The sequence below is a fragment of the Runella salmonicolor genome (assembly GCF_024158025.1).
Lineage (GTDB): Bacteria > Bacteroidota > Bacteroidia > Cytophagales > Spirosomataceae > Runella > Runella salmonicolor.
Window position 1 is genome coordinate 395,540 of sequence record NZ_JAMZEL010000003.1, and the last position, 20,968, is coordinate 416,507.

The window sequence follows — 20,968 nt, forward strand, 5'->3', positions numbered from 1 at the left end:
ATGTTTGGCTAGGCGGCCAATGCTACATTTACGTCCATTTCAGCGAGTAAAGCTAAAAGTTGTTTGGTGAGGTCAGTTTTCAATTCCTGATACTGTACAATTGCCAACGTATCAGGAATTTCCTGAGCTTCGTGTCGTACGAGTGCGGCATTGATACGACCAATGCTCTCAAGTGTATATTGAATTTCATCTTGGAGTGATTCGTAAGCTTTCATAAAATTTTCAGTTTAATCTCATTTGTCGTCTTTTGAAATTTTCATTTTTAATATTCCTTTTGACCTTCTTTTGCGGTCTTTGGTGAGAAGATGATACCAATCCAGTTCATCAAATTTAGAAAAATTATAATTAAGATGCCCAGGAGGATATAGTTTGACAAAGTAGGCATCTACCTGAGGAAATGCGATTCTGAGTGAGCCAAGAGCCTTATAATGTGAATCGTATGTGTAGTGATTAACAAAACAAACAACGTCAATGTCATTGGGTCGGGTTTTTAACGTTGCAAAGCTGCCATCAATCCAAATGTCAAATTCAGATAATCCTAGCGCCTTAACTGAATGTATAAATTTTTTGAATGAGAGGTAAATGTTCAAACGATGCTCATTGAAAATGAAATATTCTTCCAATTGGTAAGTATCTATACTGACAATATCGTAAGGGACTAAGTGGCCGTTTGGATCAAAGGTTATTGACATAGATTCTTTATAATAAAATCAGTATTTAAACTTACACACCCTTCTCCAACATTCCTTCTAGCACTTGCCACACATTTTCGGCCACGATTTTTGCGCCGATGGCGTTGGGGTGGATTCCGTCTTTTTGGTTAAGTTTTACTTCACCGCCTACGTTTTCTAGGAGGAAAGGGATGAGTTCTACCTTGTTTTTCTGGGCCAATTCGGGATAAATTACTTTAAATTCGTCGGCGTATTTTTTGCCCATGCTGGGTGGCACCTGCATACCCGCTAACACAATCTTGGCTTCTGGGTATTTGGCTTTTACCTTGTCAATCATGGATTGGAGGTTTTTGCGGGTTTCGGTGGCGGGAATCCCGCGCAGGCCGTCGTTGCCGCCCAATTCCAGAATGAAAATATCAACGGGGTTTTTCAGTACCCAATCCAAACGGCTGTTGCCGCCCGAAGTAGTCTCGCCGCTGACGCCCGCATTCACGATTTTATAAGGTAATTTGAGCGAATCCAGTCGGTTTTGGAGCTGTGCAGGGTACGATTCCGAAGGCTCCAGACCGTAACCCGCCGTGAGGCTATTGCCAAAAATAAGAATGTTCTTAACGGTTTTTACGGGTGTGGCGGGGCTGCTTTTGGTTGCGGAAGTTTGCTCATCCGAGGGTTTTTCGGTGTTGGTACAGGCCACAAAGGCGAACATCAAAAAATAAAGCAGAAAGATTGAAACTATTTTAGGCATAATGTATTTTGATTAGAATACTGATATAAAATAAACTCATGCAAAGACGTATAAGTTTCTGAAACACTGTCGTTTCTTTGCTCCTTTGCAGCTTGGCGTGAATTCTAAACATAGACTATGGCAAATATACTTCATCTTCATCAGGTTGGGAAAGTTTATCGGAGTGGTAATCGAGATTTAAAAGTACTGGAGGACGTCAATTTTTCGGTCGAAGCAGGCTCTACGCTTTCGATTGTCGGGCCGTCGGGCAGTGGAAAAACAACTTTACTTGGTCTTTGTGCAGGATTGGACCGCGCGTCGAGCGGACAGGTTGAGCTCAACGGCATCGGTCTAAACCAACTCAACGAAGATGAATTGGCGTCGGTCAGGAATCGTTACATTGGGTTTATCTTTCAGAATTTTCAACTCATGCCTACCCTCACGGCGCTCGAAAACGTGATGGTGCCGTTGGAATTGCGCGGCGAAAAAAACGTTCGTAGTCGCGCTTTGGACTTGCTTGATAAGGTGGGCTTGGCCGATAGAGGGCATCATTATCCAACGCAGTTGAGCGGTGGCGAGCAGCAGCGCGTATCGTTGGCGCGGGCATTTTCTAACCAACCCCAAATTCTTTTTGCCGATGAGCCCACGGGAAACCTAGACGCCGAAACAGGCGTGAAAGTGGAGAAATTGCTGTTTGATTTGAACAAAGAATCAGGAACTACGCTTATTCTCGTGACCCACAACCTCGAATTGGCCGCCAAAACCCAGCGAATCATTCGCATCAAAGGCGGGAAGATTCTTTCAGATACGCTTACTTCATAAAAAATAACCACAGCGTTCCACGGAGTGATGCACGGAGTTACACTGAGAGACAGAACTTTGTGATACTCTGTGCAAAAACTCGCGGCGGCAGTCCGCTCCGTGTAACTCTGTGGTAAAAAAAAGTTAAAATGAATTCAAAGATAAATTTTGCGTGGCTGGTCACGATGGCTTGGCGCGACAGTCGGCGCAATTATTCGCGTTTGTTGCTTTTTGTTTCTTCCATTGTCTTGGGCATTGCGGCGTTGGTGGCTATCTATTCTTTGGGCTACAACTTGCAGCAAAATATTGATACACAAGCTGCTTCGCTGTTGGGGGCCGACTTGGAACTTTCCGACAATACGCCACCGAGTCCTAAAATGACCCATTTGGTTGACTCATTGAAAGGGCAGCAATCAAAAGAGTTGAGCTTTGCGTCCATGATTTATTTCCCCAAAAACAGCGGTACGCGTTTGGCGCAGATTCGGGCGTTGGAGGGCGACTTTCCGTATTATGGAGAATTGGAGACCGAGCCAGCCTCGGCGGGGAAAACCTTCCGGAACAAAAAAGAAGTGCTGGTAGACCAGACGCTCATGCTGCAATACCAAGCCAAAGTAGGCGATTCGCTCAAAGTAGGCGAGGTGACGTTTTTGATAGCAGGGATTTTGAAAAAAGCGCCTGGGCAAACGGGCATTGCGGCCACGGTAGCGCCGTCGGTTTACATTCCCTTGTCGTATTTGAAGCAAACAAATTTGGCGCAGAAAGGCAGCCGAATCACGTACCGTTATTATTTCAAGTTTGCGCCCAAGGTCAATATGCCGCTGTTGGTCAAGAAGATTGAACCCACGGTGGAGGCCGAAGATTACAACTACCGCACCGTCGAAAGTCAAAAGGAAGATACGGGGCGCTCGTTTCGCGATTTGACGCGTTTTTTGAGTTTGGTTGGCTTTATTGCGTTGCTTTTGGGGTGTGTTGGGGTGGCGAGTGCCATTCATATTTACATTAAAGAAAAGCTCAATTCCATTGCTATTTTGCGGTGTTTGGGTGTAAAAGCATCACAAGCATTTCTAATTTATTTGATTCAAATTTCAGGAATCGGTTTGATTGGCTCACTCCTCGGGGCGGGATTGGGAGCGGTGATTCAGCAATTTTTACCTGCTGTATTGAAAGACTTCCTACCGTTTGAGTTGGCCACCGAACTGTCATTTTCGGCCATCGGTCAGGGCGTAGTGTTGGGGGTAATCATTTCAAATCTGTTTGCGTTATTATCGTTGATTTCCATTCGGAAAGTGTCGCCGCTTAATGTACTTCGGGCCTCGTACGAACAGACAACCATCACCAAAGACCCGCTAATATGGCTCGTTTATGCCCTGATTCTCTTGTTTGTGTTCGGATTTACGTGGTTGCAAATGAAAAAATGGACCGATGCCGTAGCCTTTACGGGTGGAGTAACGATGGCGTTTTTGCTGCTTCTGGGGATGGCTTCGCTGTTGATGTGGTTGGTGCGCCGGTTTTTCCCTTCTTCGTGGGGGTATTTGGGGCGACAGGGATTGGCAAATTTGTACCGTCCCAACAACCAAACGGCCATTTTGATGGTCTCTATTGGCTTGGGAACCATGTTTATCTGTACGTTGCTTTTTGTACAAAACCTTTTGCTGGCCCGCATCAAGCTTTCGACCGACGGCGACCAACCCAACATGGTACTGTTTGATATTCAAACACCGCAAAAAGCGCCCGTGATTGCTTTGTTGAAACAACAAAAACTACCCGTTTTACAGTCGGTGCCGATTGTGACGATGCGCTTGGATGAACTGAACGGACAAACCTCAGTAGAAGCACTCAAAGATACCACCAATAAACGTTGGCGGGGGCTGTTTAGCCGTGAATACCGCGTTACCTTCCGCGATTCGCTGATTTCGACCGAAAAAATAGTGAAAGGTAAATGGATTGGCGAAGCAAAAGACCTCGCCGCGCCCGTGCCGATTTCGTTGGAGGATGGCTACGCGGAGCGCAATACTATCAAAGTTGGTGATACGCTGACCTTCAACGTGCAGGGAACCATGCTGACAACCGTGGTGGCGAGCTTGCGCGATGTGGATTGGGCGGGCGTACAAACCAATTTTTTGGTGCTGTTTCCCAAAGGGGTATTGGAAGACGCGCCGCAGTTTCACGTATTTCTGACGCACGTACCCAACAACCAAGTGTCGGCGAAGTTTCAGCAGTCGGTAGTGCAGCAATTTCCCAATATCTCGATGATTGATTTGGGTCTGATTCTCACCGTTTTGGACGATATTTCCACCAAGATTGGTTTTGTGATTCGCTTCATGGCGGGCTTCAGCATCCTGACGGGCCTGATTGTCCTCATTGCGTCGGTGTTGATTTCTAAGTACCAACGCATTCAGGAAAGCGTGTTGTTAAGAACATTAGGCGCAAGCCGTCGGCAGATTTTGGTGATTACGGCCTTAGAATACTTCTTTTTGGGAACATTGGCCGCTGCAACGGGTGTTTTATTGGCCGTAGGCGGTGGTTGGGCGCTGGCACGTTTCAGCTTTGAAACGGATTTTAACCCTCAATTCCTGCCCGTTTTGGTGGTGTTTTTGGTAGTGCCTGCCATCACGGTGTTCATCGGTTTGGTCAACAGTTGGGGCCTTCTGTCGCGCTCACCGCTGGAAGTGCTGAGGCAAGATGTGTAGTAAGTGTAACAATGACAACGTTTCAAACGTTGTCATTGTTGATATTTTACCTCAACAGCGCTCGTATGGCTTCCTCGGCTTTTCCCGAAGAGGGTCTCGGGGCAAAGGTGCTCACGATTTTACCCTTTTGGTCAATGAGAAAGTACTTGGGGACGCCGCCGCCATGTAAAAAATAGCTAGCCTTTGCTTATATTTAGATTACTTCTCCTTACGCAATTTTATTTTTTGAAGCACCCATTCTCCAATTTGCTGACCTTGTTTTTGACCATTTTCAATGGCGGGGCGGTAATGAATCCCGCCGTATAAACGACTGATGGAAGCTTCTTCGGCGGCCTGTTTAAAAGAACTGAACTGTCGGGTGGGTAAGCCATAGGGCACTTCAGTAGCGTCGACGAACGCAATGTTGTCGCCAAACCAATGGGTAAGCACCACCGCCACCGCCGACGAAATAACACTGTGTCCGCTGGTATATTCAGGAAAAGGCGGTGTTTGGAGTAGCGGACGCCATTTTTCGTCAATATGCGCATTAATGTAGGTCTCAGGACGAATCACATTTGAACGGTACTTTTCGTCCCAACAACTGATAAACCCATCAAATAATGCAATGGCCGTGAGTGTGTAGGCAGCGCTGCTTTTCAGAATATCAGCGTTGGTTTGGGCCGCTACCTGACCCGCAATTGAAAGCCAGTGACCTCCCGGCGAAAGCTTTTTTGTGCCAAAGTTGAGGTGCCCCTTGGTATTGAGAAAGAAGGGGTTACAATCCCAAAAATTGGCAATTAGGGTTTGTTCAGGCGTCAAGGTTTGTCCTACTTGATGTACCTCTTTTGCTAACCGAAAAAAAGGGCTATCGGGAGCGGTGCTAAAAGATGCATTTGGGGTGGGCTTGCACTGAGAAGCAGAGTCCAGCACCAAAGGTCGAATTCGGTTCCAGTAGGGTTCTACCGCCGCCATGTATCCCGGCGGGGTGGGTAACCACATCCCGGGGCGCTTGATAGGTGAATAACGCCGCATGGCCCGGGTGGCTTTGTAGTTATCTTTGGTCGTCCAGCTTAGTATGTGTTGGGCTACCTGCCGTCCATACGCTCGCGAAAGTGTTAGTGTATCAGGGGAATAGCCCTTCTGTACAAAACTTTGCCAGATTTTTGCGCTGCTTTCATCAAACATCTGTTCCGAAAAAATCATGGTGCGTCCCGTCGTGAGGAGTGCTTCAATGGCCGCAATGGCGGGGTTGATACGGTGGGTAGGAGCAGGAGGTGGGGTGAGTTGGGAAAGTTGTCCAGCCAACGATTGATGCGAAGATGGCCGAGTTGCCACCAATGTTTCGTAGGCCGCCACATGGGCGTATACGTACACGCGAGAAGCCACGGGCGGGGTAAGAATATCCGTAACGATGACGTCGGTCAGTAGCTGATGCGCTTGGTGGAAGGCCGTTTCCTCAAACCGAGCATTTTGCCCCGTGGCCTGAGGACTGCAAATGACCCCCAAAAGCAGTAGTACTCCACTGATGGTGCTTTGTTGTAGACAAAAAAAAATAATTTTTGGGAAAGCCATGCCGTGTGTTTACTTAAATTCAAAAATCTTTAACTGGTCATTGTTTAGGCCCAAGAATAGCTTTTTAGTGCCTGATTTGGCCTGAACAATGGTGGCAGTGCGTACGTCACCCTGCGCCCACAAGCCTGTTTGAGCGGGCGAAATCGGCGTGAACAGCCCTTTGCCGTTGCCTTTCATCAGTTGACCAAAACTACCGTCGCAGGGGCCCATTTGTACCCGATACGGGTGAAAATTGCCTAAGAGTAACAGGTCTTTATGGCCGTCTTTATCTATATCTTCGTACAAAATACTGCTGATGCGTGAAAACTGCGCCTCAACCGAAAATGCCTCAAATTCAAATTTGCCGTTGTTATTACGAAAAATTCCCGAAGCCAATTGGCGGCAGTAGACCGTGTTGGCTTGGGCGAGTTGTTTGCTTGAATAAATGTCGTTGATGGTGGCGTTGGCGTAGAGATGATAGCGGTTAAATTTTTTACGAAGTGGCACCACTTGGTCGAGCAGTTCGTCGCGGGAGGCTACGGGGTAGCTTTTTCCCTCTATGAAATAACTCCAGATGGGATCAATGACGCCGTCGTCGTTGATGTCGGCGGTCACGATACTCATGGGTTCTTTGACCGACGCTCTGAATTGATTGTTGAGGCCGGCATTGCCCGCAATGATGTCCAAGTCCCCGTCGTTGTCAACATCGGCGGGCAGCAACGTCGCCCACAATCCTTCGGTATTGGTCAACCCGCTTTCGTTTGATATATCGGTGAGACGCCCACCTTTGTTACGGAAAATTTTGATTGGCATCCAATCGCCCCCCAAAATTAGTTCGGGGTATTTATCGTTGTCTAAATCAGCCCAAACGGCGGTTTGAACCATGCCGACGTTACGTAAGGCGGGGGCAGCTTGCTCTGTAATGTCGGTAAAAATACCTTTGTCGTTCCGGAGGAGATAACTCACCGAAGGCATGGGAAAAAAACCAGCTTTGCCACGCCCCCCGACAAAGAGGTCGAGGTCGCCGTCTTGGTCAAAATCTGCCGCAGTGATGGCCATTTTGCTGTCATTCATGGCAGGAAGGGCCGAAGTGTTACGCTGGAAATTATCTTTTCCGTCGTTGATGTACAGTCGGTCTTGGTATTCGGGAGAGCCAGATTCGTACTCATTGCCCCCACTAACCACGTACAAATCAGCGTCTTTGTCGCCATCAGCATCGAAGAAAAGGGCGTTGACATCTTCACTGACGGCTTCTTTTTGCCAAGGTTGTTGGGCGGCCCGCTGAAAGTTGCCATCAGCACGTTGCTGCCACAATTCGCCACTTTGATCTACGGCTCCGCCCACAAAAATATCTTCCAATCCGTCGCCGTTTACATCCGCTTTGGTCAGTGCGGGCCCCAGTCTTGAAAGTTGGTACGGGATCAAAACTTCGACTTTAAAATCAATAAAATCGTTTTCTCGGTGATGAAAATCTAAGGTGTTTTTTGCTGCTGTTTCGATAAAAATGGGAGAGAGGATAGGCTCGGTAAAGGCGGCAATTTCGGAGGCTTCCTGTTGCGATAATTCAATTAGGCGGTCGGTGGGAGGGTTGGGTAAAATGCTACGCTTGCCGTTGGGCCAATACACCGTGAGTGATTTGACGGATGTTTGTGTACCCAGTCCAAAATTGAGCAATGGTTCGACCGATGCCTGATAGCCACGCACGGGATACAGCTCCCGGTATTGAACCCCAGCGGTGGTTTCAACGACGACTTTCGCTCCCAGTGCTTGGGAGTTTCCTGCCTGCCCCTTCAGCTTTACCTTTAAAAAATGAGGCTTAGCACTGTCAAGGTTGATTTGATTTTGGTAAAGGTGTACGGGTTCATTTTGGTTACAAACCACCATGTCCATATCGCCGTCGTCGTCAAAATCGGCGTAGGCGGCAGCCGTTGAAACCGAAGGCGAAGTAATGCCCCATTCTTGGTTTTTCTTTGAAAACGTTAAATCATGGTTGTTCCGAAAAACATAATTGAGCAGTCGGTTTGAAGGCATTTTTTTGACCAACTCAAAGGTCTGAAAATCCAGTATTCCGCGCGTTGCGTAGTCCAGCTTGGCTTCGGCAACGGTATATTTCATGAAATCCAAATCGGTAAAATCGCGCAGATAACCGTTGGAAACAAACAAGTCCTGCCAGCCATCATTGTCAAAATCGGCAAACAACCCCGCCCAACTCCAGTCGGTGGCAGAAACACCCGCCAACTGACCAATTTCTGAAAACGCGGGCACTGCGTTGTTTTGCTTCAACCCTTGGTTCAATTGTAGCATATTACGCATATTTTGATGATAATAGCCGCTGTCTATCAGGAGTTTATATTGGTCGTATTCGTCTGGCCCCTTCAACATTTTTTGCCGATGGTTATCTTCAGGCAGCATGTCGAGGGTAAATACGTCGGGCCGCGTATCGTTGTTATAATCGGCAATGTCTACCCCCATCGAAAACTTGGAAGTGTGGGCCATGCTCTGGCGTAATGATTCTTTGAAAGTGCCGTCTCGTTGATTGAGGTAGAGGCAGTCTTGCTCAGTATAGTCACTGGTGGAGTAAATATCTGGCCAACCGTCGTGGTTTAGGTCAGATATGGCAACGCCTAACCCAAAATTGAGTGGGTTGTTAATAATCCCTGCCTGTAAAGTAACGTCTTCAAATACGCCTTTTTCATTTTTTAGTAATCGATTTCCAAAACGCCTATCGGGGGTTGCGCGGATAGAACGGGTATTGAGGAAAGGATTGTAGGTGTGATTGGAATGGTTGAGGACAAAAACGTCCAAGTCGCCGTCGTGGTCATAATCAAAGAACGCGGCTTGGGTGCTTTGCGTACCCGGCAAATCCAGTCCGTACTCGCGGGCACTTTCTTTAAAGACGGGAATCCCTTTTTGGACGCCTTGGTTAATAAAAAGCTCATTGACAAGGCGTTCGGGGGTGAATTTCCCCGAATGGCAGACGTAGATGTCCAATAAGCCGTCGCCATTAATGTCTACTACACTCACTCCAGTGCCCCAGGTACCATTGCCAGTGACGCCGGCGGGAGTTGTAACGTCTTCAAATTTCCAGTTTTTGCGATTGAGGTATAATTTGTGGGGAACTGTATTGCCCGAAAAAAATAAATCTGGTAATCCGTCATTGTCAAAATCTCCCACACCTACGCCGTTGCCGTTGTAGAGGTATTCGTATTTGAAAATGTGCAAAGAATCGTCTTCCTTAATTTGGTTGATAAACCTAACGCCCGTTTGGTCTGGACTCAGCAGTTTGAAGAGAGGCTGGGCAGCGGCTGATATATCGGGGTGTTGTTTGTCCTTTTTACCGATGGTTACAAACTTTTCCTTAGATACCGTTGGCGGTAAAATCTGAAACAGCAATAAAGCGGAGAAACCCAAGGCGCTGTATAGAAGTCGATTCATATCGGTCGTGTTTAATGGAAGAATCCAGCCCGTTTATTCCCAAGTTTTTTTTTCGTCGTCGTCTTGATAGGGTACATATACCAGCAACAGCGTGAGCATCTCCTGGTCGCTGCGCATATCGCCCGTCGATAAGATAAGCTTCGGCGGGTTAAACGGGTTGGCGGGGTTTTCGGCGGTGTTGTCGTAAGTGCCGTCGATGTTGATGACTGAGCCGCGTCGTAGTACCACTGGCCGGCGATAACGATAGAGTTCCTGCCATCTAAAATCCCATTTGGGGATATGTACCAACGGAATGGTATCGGTCGGAGTGGTGGCGTAGGCTTTAAATTCAGCACCGATTTGGTGCATGTGCGGCCACACATACAGCAATGAAATATCCTCGTTTCGGTTGGTCACTTGGAGGTGGTGCGTTGATTTGTCATTGGCAAAAATCATCAGCGGAGGGTCGATGTCTTTCTGACCGATGCCGCCAGAGCCCAAGCTGATTACTTTTACGGTGCGTTGGATGGGTTCAGATTTAAAAAAGAAGTTGACTCCGTCGATGCTTTCGGCGTCTTTGCCCGCAGGACCAAAGTGAATTGTCAGCAAAATGACACCCCGCTTGGGCATTCGCCAGCCGACGCCCGCAGGGTATGATTCGTAGGATGAGCCGGGTATCCAGCCTCCATAATACACCATCTTCTTTTTATAGGGAAGCCACTGGTCGTAGTTGTATTTCTCGTCGGTGCCCAGATTGATTTGTGACACCGTAGTGTGAATATCAATGCTAGGATCTTCGACGGGGTGAACGGCGTAGTTGGCGTGGTGAATGATTTTTTTGTTGTTGGAGGTAAATTCTACCGCTTCCACGTTGGCTTCGGCGGGCAGTTCAAAAGGAATCTTGAATACCATAAAGCGCTCTTCGCCATCACCTTTTTGCAGGTAAGCTTGCGCCATCTTGAGCGTCAGGTCGGGTTTGCGGTGGTAGGCGGTACCGGCATCGGTGCGCTCTAAAAGTTTTGTTTCGGCCTCAAGGTTTACTTTCCCTTTGGGCATACCGTCGTCAATCCACGACCCAATGGTTTGGATTTGAGCCTCGGTGAGTTGGCGTTTGTTGGTAAAGTCGGTGTAGTGGTCGTTGGCGTACCAGGGGGGCATGTAGCCGTTGGTAGTCACTTTTTTGATGAAGTCTGAGCGTTTACTGATGTCGTTGTAAGTAATGAGATTAAACGGAGCCGCTTCGCCGGGGCGGTGGCATCCCGCACAGTGTGCATGGATAATGGGTTGTACGTCTTGGTAGAAGGTAAATTTTTGGGCAAAAGAAGTAATACTGATAAGGCAGAAAAAGAATGCCTTACGATAGGATACGTTCATTTTTGGTTTCCCCAATCGCATGGTAAAAGTGGTATTTGGTAGTATGAGATGCACAAAAGTACGATAAATGAAAGAAAAAAATTCCGAGATAAAACTATCTCGGAATTTAAATCAGTTTACCAAAGTTCAACTCTATTGAATTGCATTATTATTGATCCCACCATACACGGCCGGTAGCATCCTGTGGGTCGCGGCCCCATCCTGTGATGGCAGCCATGGCGTCGTATGCACCTTTTTTGTTGGTATAGTTAGGGTCACTTGTGTTAATCAAACCAAGAGGGGCACGGCGTGGAAGGCTCAATACGGCACCGTTTGAGCGCATATTAGGCAATGCCAAAACCGAAGTTGCGTTGGGGAAACCTGTTCTTTTCCAAACGGCCCATCCTTCATTTACTTTGTTGAAGTAATTGATGTAGGCTTGGCTTGCAATTTGTTCCAGCGCTTTGGCGGGGTTGAAAGCTACTTCTGGTTTGGCCAGATAAGCGGCGATTTCGCCCGCTGCCAGTGGGGTGTAGTTCTCGATTTTACTACCTTTGGCTACTTCGTCAAACCACTGAATGGAAGCTGTAATTCCTGCTTCGTACCAATCTTTGGCCGACTCTGATGTGATGGTGAGGGCTGCTAACTCAGCACGCATCAAACAGAAATCAGCGTACGTAATGACTGGGAGGTAAGAGTTGCCATCACCAACGCCATTGCCGCTGTTGAAGGCAGGCTGAAACAAACGTGGTTGAATGTTAGACAAAGTATCAACGGATACTTGCTGCCCGTTGACCGTAATGGTTTTTGGGGTATAAAACGCACGGCGATTGGTGGCGCTTTGTGCTTCGTCGGGGCTGGTAAAGCTGCCTACATAACGACGGGCATTTTCGGTAGTACCCGCAGGCAATTGCTTAGCGGCAATCAAAGCGTTTATATTGGCCTGTGTGTAGCGGTTTGGCGTAAAAAATGCGTCCAAACGTGGGTCTTTGGTGTTCCACATAAAATCAACTAATGGCTTTCCAGCTCTAAAACCGTCGGGGTTCCAGTTGCCACCACTTGTAAAGTCAAAACGACCTATAAATACCCAACCGTCGGCGTTGGAAGACATTAAGTCAGCAGGCGTAGCCAATACTTCCTGAGCAATGCTACGGGCTTTGGCGGCATCTCTTTTGACGAGGCGCGTTGCGATTTTCAAACGGAGCGCATTGGCGGCTTTTACCCATTTGGCAGCGTTGCCACCGTAGTACTGGTCGTAAGCAGGTGCGCTTGTGTTGATTTGAACTACCGTTTGTGGCGTTTTTAGGGTAGTAATGGCTTCTTTCAAATCGGTATCCAACTTATTGAAAAGTTCCTGTTGCGTGTCATATTTTGGGGTAAGTGTACCGCCATAACGCGCCTGGAAAGCGTCAGAATAAGGAATGCTGCCGTAGATGTCGCTCACGTAAAATGCGTAGTAAGAACGCAATACGCGGGCCATCCGAACCATGTGCACGTATTTTGGACGCTCGCTTTCGGGCAGGCGGTCTACTAGCTTTTCTAAATCGTACAATACGTTGCCGATTCCGTTGTAGAAGCGACCGTAGCGCTGAGAGAAGTTATCTACGTTGCTCGTAAAGCCTAGCTCGTTGCCGTTGGTACCTGTATTGTATTGCATCCAAGGCATGATACGGCGATAAGTATCGTAAAAAGCCTCAAAATCTTGAGAATGCAAGCTGATGGTTGCATTGAGCAGCTGGTTTTCCGGTGGTACGGTTGAAAGCGCATCCGGATCTTTGTTGATTTCCACGAAGTCTTGCTTTTCGCAGGAAGTAGTGACAAATCCTGCAACGAGCAAACCAAGGATTGTTTTATTGGACCATTTCATAATATTCTGTCTTTAATGAATGATTGTAAAAATTCAGCAATGAACGGCTGAAAATTAAAAACCTGCGTTAAGGGTTACACCAATGTTACGTGAGAATGGCAAACCACCGTATTCGGCAAACTCACCCGGACGGTTAGATTTCAAACCTTCAGGGTTGATGCCATCGGGGGCAGTACGGTACAGGTAGCCTAAGTTGCGACCCACTACGCTAAGGCGCAAAGTCTGGAACTTGATTTTGTTTACAATCTTAGCGGGTACATCGTAGCCTACTGAGATTTCACGCATCGACACCCAAGAGTTTTCAAAGGTTGAATACTCACGGATACCCGACGACCATTGGGTAAGGTTTTCGTAGTAGTTGCGGGCAGGAATTGGGGTAATGTAGCCTTTTTGTACTGCTTCGGCATAAGTCATACCACCCAATTCGATGGTTTGACCATCTTTGGTTACTTTAAAACCATCCGCCATTACACCATCAGGAATAATACCGTCGTCGCGTCTTACTCCCTGTGCATCCGTAAATTCAACGCCGCCAAGCTCTTTGTTACGGCCAGGTAGACTGCGGGCGAAGTTACCGCTTTGCGAACCGTACTGGTGCGTAGCTGAAGCCATCATGCCGCCAATTTTTGAATCGACTTGCAGGTTCAGGGTAAAGTTCTTGTAAGTAACGGTGTTGATGTTGCTCAACAATACTTTTTCCATGATGCTGCCGATTTCTTTTTCGCCTTGTCCATAAGCTCCGCTGCGCATAAAGCCAAGGTAACCGCCAGAGCCACCGCTCACTGAACCGATTACGCGTTGTCCGTTGCTAGGGTGGGCAACTGGGTTGCCAGAAGCATCTTTTCTCTGATAAGTGGCAAAAGCATAAGAAGTTACGATGGTACCGTAGTCTTTTCCAACGCGGGCCACCGAAGCCATATCGGCACCGAATGCCAAATCAAGCTGATAAGAGCTGATTCCTTCGGTCAATTCAAGGATTTTATTGCGGTTGCGGGTAATGTTCAAAGAAGTATTCCAACGCACATCATTTGACTTGATTGGCGTGGCTGTAATCATCAACTCAATCCCTTTGTTTTGGATTTTACCAGCATTGATAATCCGGCTACCAACCCCTGCTTCTGAAGTAACAGGAATGCTCAAGATTTCGTTGGTAGTGAGTTTGTTATAAACGGTAAAGTCGATACCAAGACGATTGTTGAAGAAGCGGGCGTCAAAGCCAAGTTCCCACTCACGTGCCAAACGGTTACGTAATCCGTAGTTGGGCAGGGTGTTGTCGCGGAAGCCAGAGCGTTGAATGGTACCGCCTGGATAATTGTAAACTCCGCCGGGGCTATAGATACCTGTACGGTTGAGTGACCACGGGTCGGTGTCGGCTCCGGTGTAGCCAAGGCTACCGCGAAGTTTACCAAAACTGAGCCAGCTAGGCAAGTTTTTGATGCTTTCGGTCACGATGTAAGAAACCCCAACTGAAGGATAATAGTAAGAGAAATCTCCGCTACCATCGGCATAAGTCAGGGTAGAAGAAAAGTCCATACGATTGCTAAAGTTGAACGTCAAAAACTCTTTGTACGTCAGGTCGCCGTATAAATAGACGGCGTCGGTACGTTTTTGGGCGATTAGCCCCGTAGCAACCTCAATGCGGTTACGAGCGTTGGCCAGTGAATAAATCTCAGGCAAACGCAAGCCACCATCAGTATAGGTGCGGTAGTTACGACCACCCAAAAGGCGGTTGGTTTCTCCACCTGCCGAGATGTTAAATTGCAAATTGTTGCCAATGGTACGGTTAGCACTCAATACGGCCTGTAAACGATACTGTGAGTCGTCTTGGGTACGCGTTTGATATAAGTCGTTGCCAGCAAAACGGGGACCATCACCACGGTTTTTGGTCTCTGCTTTAATTAATTGGTTCTGTACGTTTCCGCGTACCAAAAGGTTAAGCCACGGCGCGATATTGGCCGTAAGGTCGATATTGGTACGGAATACTTTCTCGTTCTGGAGTTCGTCTCTTTCAAATGTTTCCCAGAAGAAAGAAGTAATGTTGTAAGGGTCGTTTACACCCTGACGGCGGCCACCTGCCACGGGGTCAATGTAGTTGTTGGCCCAATAATTAATATCGAAAGTACGCGGACGACCAAACACGAGACGAAATACTGGGTTGAAGTTACCTCCCTGACGGGCGGGGTTCATCAAGTTGTTGTCGGTGTAGTCAACGGTCGCATCCAACGTGAAGATTTTTCCGATTTTTTGGGTGGCTCTTAAGTTAAAGTTGTTACGCTGAAGTTCAGTACCTGAAGGCATAATGGTACTGTTGTTGAGGCGTGAATAAGCTGCTCTGAAAGTGGTTGTTTCGGTACCTCCTTCAACGGCTACGTTATGGTTGGTATACCGACCAGTTTGGAAGAAATCAAGTGGGTTGTTAGCTACCCACGGCACCATCCGTCCGTCCAAATCACGCACCATTTGCCCCTGCAAGCGGGGGCCATAAGAATAGCTCCATGCGCCGCCTACGCGGTCTACTTCGTCTACGCCGTCGGCTCCTTTAGTGAAAGTTGGGTTGATACCCGCCCCAAATTCGTTTTGTAAATCAAGGAAGCGATAGGCTTTTTCAAAAGAAGAAGTATGGTTGTAGGTTACGCCCAATCCCTTCTGCACACGTCCTTTTTTGGTTTGAATTACAATTACCCCGTTCAATGCCTCAGAGCCGTAAAGCGCACTTGCCCCCGAGCCTTTCAGAACGGTCATCGACTCAATGTTGTCAGAGTTGATGTTTTTCATGATGTTACCCATGTCCTGAGCAGCACCCCAAGAGTCAGCACCCGAAGTTCCAGGGCGAATCAGCACGCCGTCAATCACAAAAAGGGGTTGGGTGTTGCCGCCCAAAGAAGCATTTCCACGAATACGAATCCGTGAAGAAGACATCGGTCCGCCGGTGCCTTGGTCAATGTGTACACCAGCTACTTTTCCTTGAAGTGAGTTAACAACGTTGGCGTTGTTGGTACGGATAAGGTCTTGCCCTTTTACTTCCTGCACCGCATAGGCCAGTTTACGGGTTTCTTGTTTTACGCCAAATCCCGTCACAACTACTTCGCTTAAGGTTTTGGTGTCTTCATCCAATACCACAGATAAAGCACTGCTGTTTCCGACTGATACCTCTTTTTTTAGAAAACCTACGTAAGAAAAAATCAACGTTGAGCTGGGGCCAATGTTGATTCGAAAGTTACCATACTGGTCAGTGATGGCGCCACTGCGAGAGCCCTTCTCAATAATGCTTACGCCTGGAATGGCTTCGCCTTTAGCATCGCGTACAGTACCCGTGAGGGTACGGTTGCTTTGCGCAAAGGCTGAAATGCAGCCTAGCAAAAGCAACATGCACACAAGTAGCGGTTTTTTCATAAATGATGGATTGTTAGTAGATGATTAGTAAAAAAAATAATTTTTGGTTGTACTTGTTAAGAGTGAATGGAGGGATTTATAGAATTATTTTACAATTATAAAGAGAAAGTTAATTTTAACAAATAAATTTAATAAAAATTATTTTTAATTTGTATTAATTACTAAAAAAAATTAATATTACATTTATACTTTTAAATACAGTAATTTCAACGCTGTTTTTCCTTAATGCTATATGTTTGATTCCACTACTTCGTCTGAGGTTGATATTCTGCCTAAAACTTCTGTCGTTGACTACAAAAAGAGCCAACATCGTCGTCGTATTCTTACTGAGTTATACCGCTCGGGTACTTGTTCAATTGCCGAAATGGCGCGCGTCATTCACAGCAGCGTTCCTTCCGTGACTAGTATCGTGGAAGAAATGGTAGAAGAAAAATGGATCGTACCCGTAGGAACGGGGGTGACAAAGCAGGGCCGTAAGCCCGTTTTGTTCAGTCTCAGTACGGAGCGTTTCTATTCTGTTGTGTTGGATGTAAATACGCATGATACCAAAATCCTAATCTTAAACCTTAAGAATGAGGTGATTATGCGTCGGGATTTCAACCTGCGTTTGGAAGATTCTCCCCAATTTTTGAAGAGCCTCGTTGAGGCAACCGAGCAGGTTTTACGGGAGTCAAACATTCATTATGATGGCTTTATGGCCATGGGCGTTTCGGTGGCTGGATTGGTGGATGCGCGCAAAGGCTTCAACTTTACGTACCGTAGCCTGAACCAAAATGAATCCTTTGGTACTTTTTTGGAAAATTATTTCAAATTTCCAGTCTACGTTATCAATGACACCAAAGCGACAACGTTGGGTGAGCACCGTTTTGGATTGGCACAGGGTAAAGACCACGTTTTAGCTATTTATATTGATTGGGGCGTAGGTTTAGGCGTTATTTTGAACGGAGAAGTTTTTCAGGGTGCGTCGGGATTTGCAGGTGAGCTTGGTCACATTCAGGTGGTGCCCAACGGTGAGTTGTGTCATTGCGGAAAAGTAGGATGTCTCGACACCATTACATCGGCTGCTTCATTGATTCGACGTATAAAGAAAGGCTTGGCCGAAGGCAGAATTTCTCGGCTATCGGCGATTGAAGGCGAAAAAATAGATGCCGAAACCATCATTGATGCCGCTTGGCAGGGAGACTCATTTGCCATCGACATCCTGCACGAAATCGGGATGGAACTTGGTAAAGGATTGTCTATCGCGATTCATTTGTTCAACCCCGAAATTATCATCGTGGACGGAATCGTGGCAAAAGCAGGCGCTTTTATCACCAATCCAATTGAGCAAGCCATCAATAAATATTGTTTGACGGACTTCAGAAACAACCTCACCGTGGTTATATCTCAACTAGGCCAAGAAGCCAAATGGCTTGGAACTCAGGCGTATGTGGTTGAAAAGGTAATTGAAAGTATCTAATCCAACAATAGCAATTGCGCTAATAAATAATCGGCAATCAATACGGCAATACAGCTGTTGGTAACAGCAGCTGTTGATGCTTGCCCTACTTCCAAGGCTCCTCCTCGGGTAAAATACCCTTTAAATGAAGAAATAGAGGTAATCAGAAAGGCGAACACCACCGACTTGATGATGGCAAAAGGGATATTGAAAGGGCGAAAGTCAGAGCGAAGGCCGATGATATAATCTTCAGGAGAGATGACATTGGTGGCGATTCCTGCCAAATACCCCCCCAAAATGGACAAAAAACCTGAGAGAATGACCAACATCGGGAAAGTAATGACCGAGGCAATGATTTTGGGCAGTACTAAATAAGAAATAGAATTGATTCCCATCACTTCCAGCGCGTCGATTTGCTCCGTAATACGCATCGTACCTAGCCCGCCCGCGATGTGAGAACCTACCTTCCCCGACAACACAACGCAGGTGATGGTGGGCGCAAATTCAAGAATACTACTGTCGCGGACAATTAACGAAATAATGTAATTAGGAACAAAAGGGCTAACGAGGTTGTCGGCCGTTTGAACGCAGGTAACGGCCCCCAGAAAAGTAGCAACAATCGAAACGATAAAGACGGAATTGGTGCCGATTTCGACACATTCATCAAATACCAGTTTGACGTATACGCGAAACTTCTCGCGGTTGCTCAATAAACTTCCCAGAAAAATAAAATAATTCCCTAACGTTTTCATAGCCATAAAAGTAGATAAAAAACGTTGGACTACAGATACTAGGGGTTATGTCCAGCATCTATAGTCCAACGTTTACTGTCAACGAAAATTAATCCATAATAAAAGGATAATCTTCCTGAACGTACACATCCTTGAAAATCTCGGATGCATCAGGCCAAGGAGATTCTTCCGAAAACTTCACAGCATCTTCTACTTGTTGCTTGATTTTGGCGTCGATAGCGGCCAATTCTTCTTCCGTAGCTATTCCGTTTGTCAGGATTGTGGACTTTACCATTTCGATTGGGTCGCGCTTTTTGTATTCTTCGACCTCCTCTTTGGTACGGTATTTTTGCGGGTCAGACATGGAGTGCCCACGGTAACGATAAGTTTTGAATTCCAAAAAGGTTGGGCCTTGCCCGCTGCGGGCTCGCTCTGCCGCGCGGCTAACGGCCTCATGTACGGCTTCTACGTCCATTCCATCGACTGGCTCCGAAGGCATATCGTAGGCTTCGCCAATGGTGTAAAGGTCGGTAACATTGGAGGTCCGGTTGACCGACGTTCCCATCGCGTAGCCGTTGTTTTCTACGACAAAAATGACGGGGAGTTTCCAAGTCATGGCCATGTTAAACGCCTCGTGCAAAGCACCTTGACGTACGGCTCCGTCGCCAAAAAGACAGATACAAAGGTTGGTAGTTTTGTTGTATTTTTCGGCAAATGCAATTCCAGCTCCCAACGGGATTTGCGCGCCTACAATACCGTGTCCGCCTACGAAATTGTGTTCTTTATCAAAAATGTGCATTGAACCGCCTTTTCCTTTGGTCGTGCCCGTAGCCTTCCCGAAAAGCTCGGCCATAATGGCGTTGGGGTCAGTACCCAATGCCAACGGAATGCCGTGGTCACGGTACGCAGTAATCCATTTGTCATCTTTAGTCAATGCACTTACTCCGCCCGACGAACACGCCTCCTGACCAATGTACAGGTGACAAAAGCCGCGTATTTTTTGCTGACCGTAGAGTTGCCCTGCTTTTTCTTCAAACTTACGCTGAAGTTGCATTGACTCATACCAGTACATATATCGTTCTTTGGGATGGGTAATTTTTGCGGGTGTCGCTTTGGTTTTGGTTGCCATTTTTTATAAAAAATAAAGTTTATCGGTCAACTATGAACTGAGAACTGTTGACTATTTTATCTTTGCCCCGCGAAAATAAGCATAAAACCAATTAATGCCACAGCTACACTTAGAAAAACTCCATTTGACGTACTTCAAAAATTATGAAGAGGGGCGTTTTGAGTTTAGTCCCGGGCTCAATTGTATCGTAGGGGAGAACGGAAGCGGAAAAACCAACCTGCTTGATGCCGTCTATTGGCTGGGGTTGACCAAGAGTGCCTTTCAGGTGCAAGATGCGTTTAGTATTCAGCACGACGCTGATTTTATGCTCATTGATGGTTTTTTTAAGAAAGACGCCCGCGAAATACAGATTACGTGCAGTCTGCAACGGGGTCAACGGAAAGTGTTGCTGTCGGATAAAAAAACGTACGAGCGCATCAGTGACCACATCGGGGAGTTTCCAGTGGTCTTGGTTGCACCCAACGACACCGATTTGGTGCGGGAGGGAAGCGAAGAGCGGCGGCGCTTTTTTGATGGTGTGCTGTCGCAGTTGGACCAATTATATTTACAGGATTTACTTCAATACAACAAACTGCTGGCGCAGCGAAATGGCCTCCTGAAGATTTTTTTTGAGCGCCATTACGTGGATGATTTATTGTTGGATACGTACGACGAATCAATTATTGCCCTCGCCAATCGGATTTTTGACCGTCGTCAGCGGTTTTTGGTTGATTTTGAGCCTTTGGTGCAGCATTATTACGGATTTTTGGGCGAAAGTCGAGAAGCGGTGGCGGTGAAATACGAATCGGAAATGGAAGATTTGGCGTTTAGAGAGAATTTCCGTCGTCATCGTCAGCGGGATTTGCAAATGCAGCGTACGTTCATGGGCGCGCACAAAGATGATTTTCGGTTTGAAATGGGTGGGGTTGCCCTGAAAAAATTTGGTTCGCAAGGGCAGCAGAAGTCGTTTGTATTAGCACTGAAACTGGCCCAGTTTGAATTGCTTGCGGTCGAGAAAGAAATGAAGCCGTTGTTATTGTTGGATGATATTTTTGACAAGCTAGACGACCGTCGTATTCAAAAATTAATTCAACTCATTGAAAATGAATCTTTTGGTCAGGTGTTTTTAACGGATGCCCGCCCTGACAGGACGCGAGAGCTACTTAGAGATGTGAGCGTGGACGTGAAGTTTTTTGTAACTGATATTTAGAGCAGAACCTGATTTTAAGCGGCCCCCATCAGTATCAA

Annotated in this window: 14 protein-coding genes; 4 read left to right on the forward strand and 10 right to left on the reverse strand. The window is 46.9% G+C overall.

What is annotated here, in order from left to right:
* Positions 1–8: 8 nt before the first annotated feature.
* From NCI00_RS10880 to NCI00_RS10890, 3 genes are read right to left on the reverse strand one after another with little or no spacing between them, the layout of a single operon-like run.
* Positions 9–215, reverse strand: a complete 207-nt coding sequence (locus NCI00_RS10880) for a hypothetical protein (protein WP_253527387.1) — start codon at positions 213–215, stop codon at positions 9–11.
* 18 nt (positions 216–233) lie between these two features.
* The gene (locus NCI00_RS10885; protein WP_253527389.1) at positions 234–692 is read right to left on the reverse strand and encodes a DUF6932 family protein; all 459 of its coding nucleotides are present in this window, start codon (positions 690–692) and stop codon (positions 234–236) included.
* A gap of 31 nt (positions 693–723) precedes the next feature.
* Positions 724–1,416: an arylesterase gene (locus NCI00_RS10890; RefSeq protein WP_253527391.1), complete on the reverse strand. Its 693-nt coding sequence runs from the start codon at positions 1,414–1,416 to the stop codon at positions 724–726.
* A 117-nt stretch (positions 1,417–1,533) separates the two neighbouring features.
* Between NCI00_RS10890 and NCI00_RS10895 the strand changes: the two genes are divergently transcribed.
* Both NCI00_RS10895 and NCI00_RS10900 read left to right on the forward strand, forming a co-directional pair.
* On the forward strand, positions 1,534–2,217 hold the full coding sequence (locus NCI00_RS10895) for an ABC transporter ATP-binding protein (RefSeq protein ID WP_253527393.1): 684 nt from the start codon (positions 1,534–1,536) through the stop codon (positions 2,215–2,217).
* 128 nt (positions 2,218–2,345) lie between these two features.
* Entirely contained in the window at positions 2,346–4,886 is a 2,541-nt protein-coding gene (locus tag NCI00_RS10900) for an ABC transporter permease (protein WP_253527395.1), read from the forward strand.
* 198 nt (positions 4,887–5,084) lie between these two features.
* Here the strand turns inward: NCI00_RS10900 and NCI00_RS10905 are convergent, their stop codons facing one another.
* The 5 genes from NCI00_RS10905 to NCI00_RS10925 form a co-directional block, all read right to left on the reverse strand.
* Positions 5,085–6,437, reverse strand: a complete 1,353-nt coding sequence (locus NCI00_RS10905) for a vanadium-dependent haloperoxidase (RefSeq protein WP_253527397.1) — start codon at positions 6,435–6,437, stop codon at positions 5,085–5,087.
* Positions 6,438–6,446: 9 nt separating this feature from the next.
* Positions 6,447–9,851, reverse strand: a complete 3,405-nt coding sequence (locus NCI00_RS10910; protein ID WP_253527399.1) for a VCBS repeat-containing protein — start codon at positions 9,849–9,851, stop codon at positions 6,447–6,449.
* Between the two features lie 33 nt (positions 9,852–9,884).
* On the reverse strand, positions 9,885–11,204 hold the full coding sequence (locus NCI00_RS10915; protein ID WP_253527401.1) for a c-type cytochrome: 1,320 nt from the start codon (positions 11,202–11,204) through the stop codon (positions 9,885–9,887).
* A 148-nt stretch (positions 11,205–11,352) separates the two neighbouring features.
* Positions 11,353–13,050, reverse strand: a complete 1,698-nt coding sequence (locus tag NCI00_RS10920; protein ID WP_253527403.1) for a SusD/RagB family nutrient-binding outer membrane lipoprotein — start codon at positions 13,048–13,050, stop codon at positions 11,353–11,355.
* 54 nt (positions 13,051–13,104) lie between these two features.
* Complete coding sequence (locus NCI00_RS10925; RefSeq protein ID WP_253527405.1) at positions 13,105–16,443, reverse strand: SusC/RagA family TonB-linked outer membrane protein; 3,339 nt, start codon at positions 16,441–16,443, stop codon at positions 13,105–13,107.
* Between the two features lie 232 nt (positions 16,444–16,675).
* On the opposite strand from NCI00_RS10925, the gene NCI00_RS10930 reads away from it, so the two are divergent.
* A complete protein-coding gene (locus NCI00_RS10930; protein WP_114459053.1) occupies positions 16,676–17,902 on the forward strand; it encodes an ROK family transcriptional regulator in 1,227 nt (408 codons plus the stop codon).
* Here the strand turns inward: NCI00_RS10930 and NCI00_RS10935 are convergent.
* Positions 17,899–18,633 carry an MlaE family ABC transporter permease gene (locus NCI00_RS10935; RefSeq protein ID WP_253527407.1) on the reverse strand — a complete coding sequence of 245 codons (735 nt, stop codon included), beginning with the start codon at positions 18,631–18,633 and terminating at the stop codon, positions 17,899–17,901. The two genes, NCI00_RS10930 and NCI00_RS10935, sit on opposite strands and share 4 nt — an antisense overlap.
* Before the next feature lie 88 nt (positions 18,634–18,721).
* Positions 18,722–19,741: a pyruvate dehydrogenase (acetyl-transferring) E1 component subunit alpha gene (gene pdhA / locus NCI00_RS10940; protein ID WP_114069800.1), complete on the reverse strand. Its 1,020-nt coding sequence runs from the start codon at positions 19,739–19,741 to the stop codon at positions 18,722–18,724.
* A 94-nt stretch (positions 19,742–19,835) separates the two neighbouring features.
* Here pdhA and recF point away from each other — a divergent pair, with 94 nt between their 5' ends.
* A complete protein-coding gene (gene recF, locus NCI00_RS10945; RefSeq protein WP_253527408.1) occupies positions 19,836–20,930 on the forward strand; it encodes a DNA replication/repair protein RecF in 1,095 nt (364 codons plus the stop codon).
* Positions 20,931–20,968: the final 38 nt, after the last annotated feature.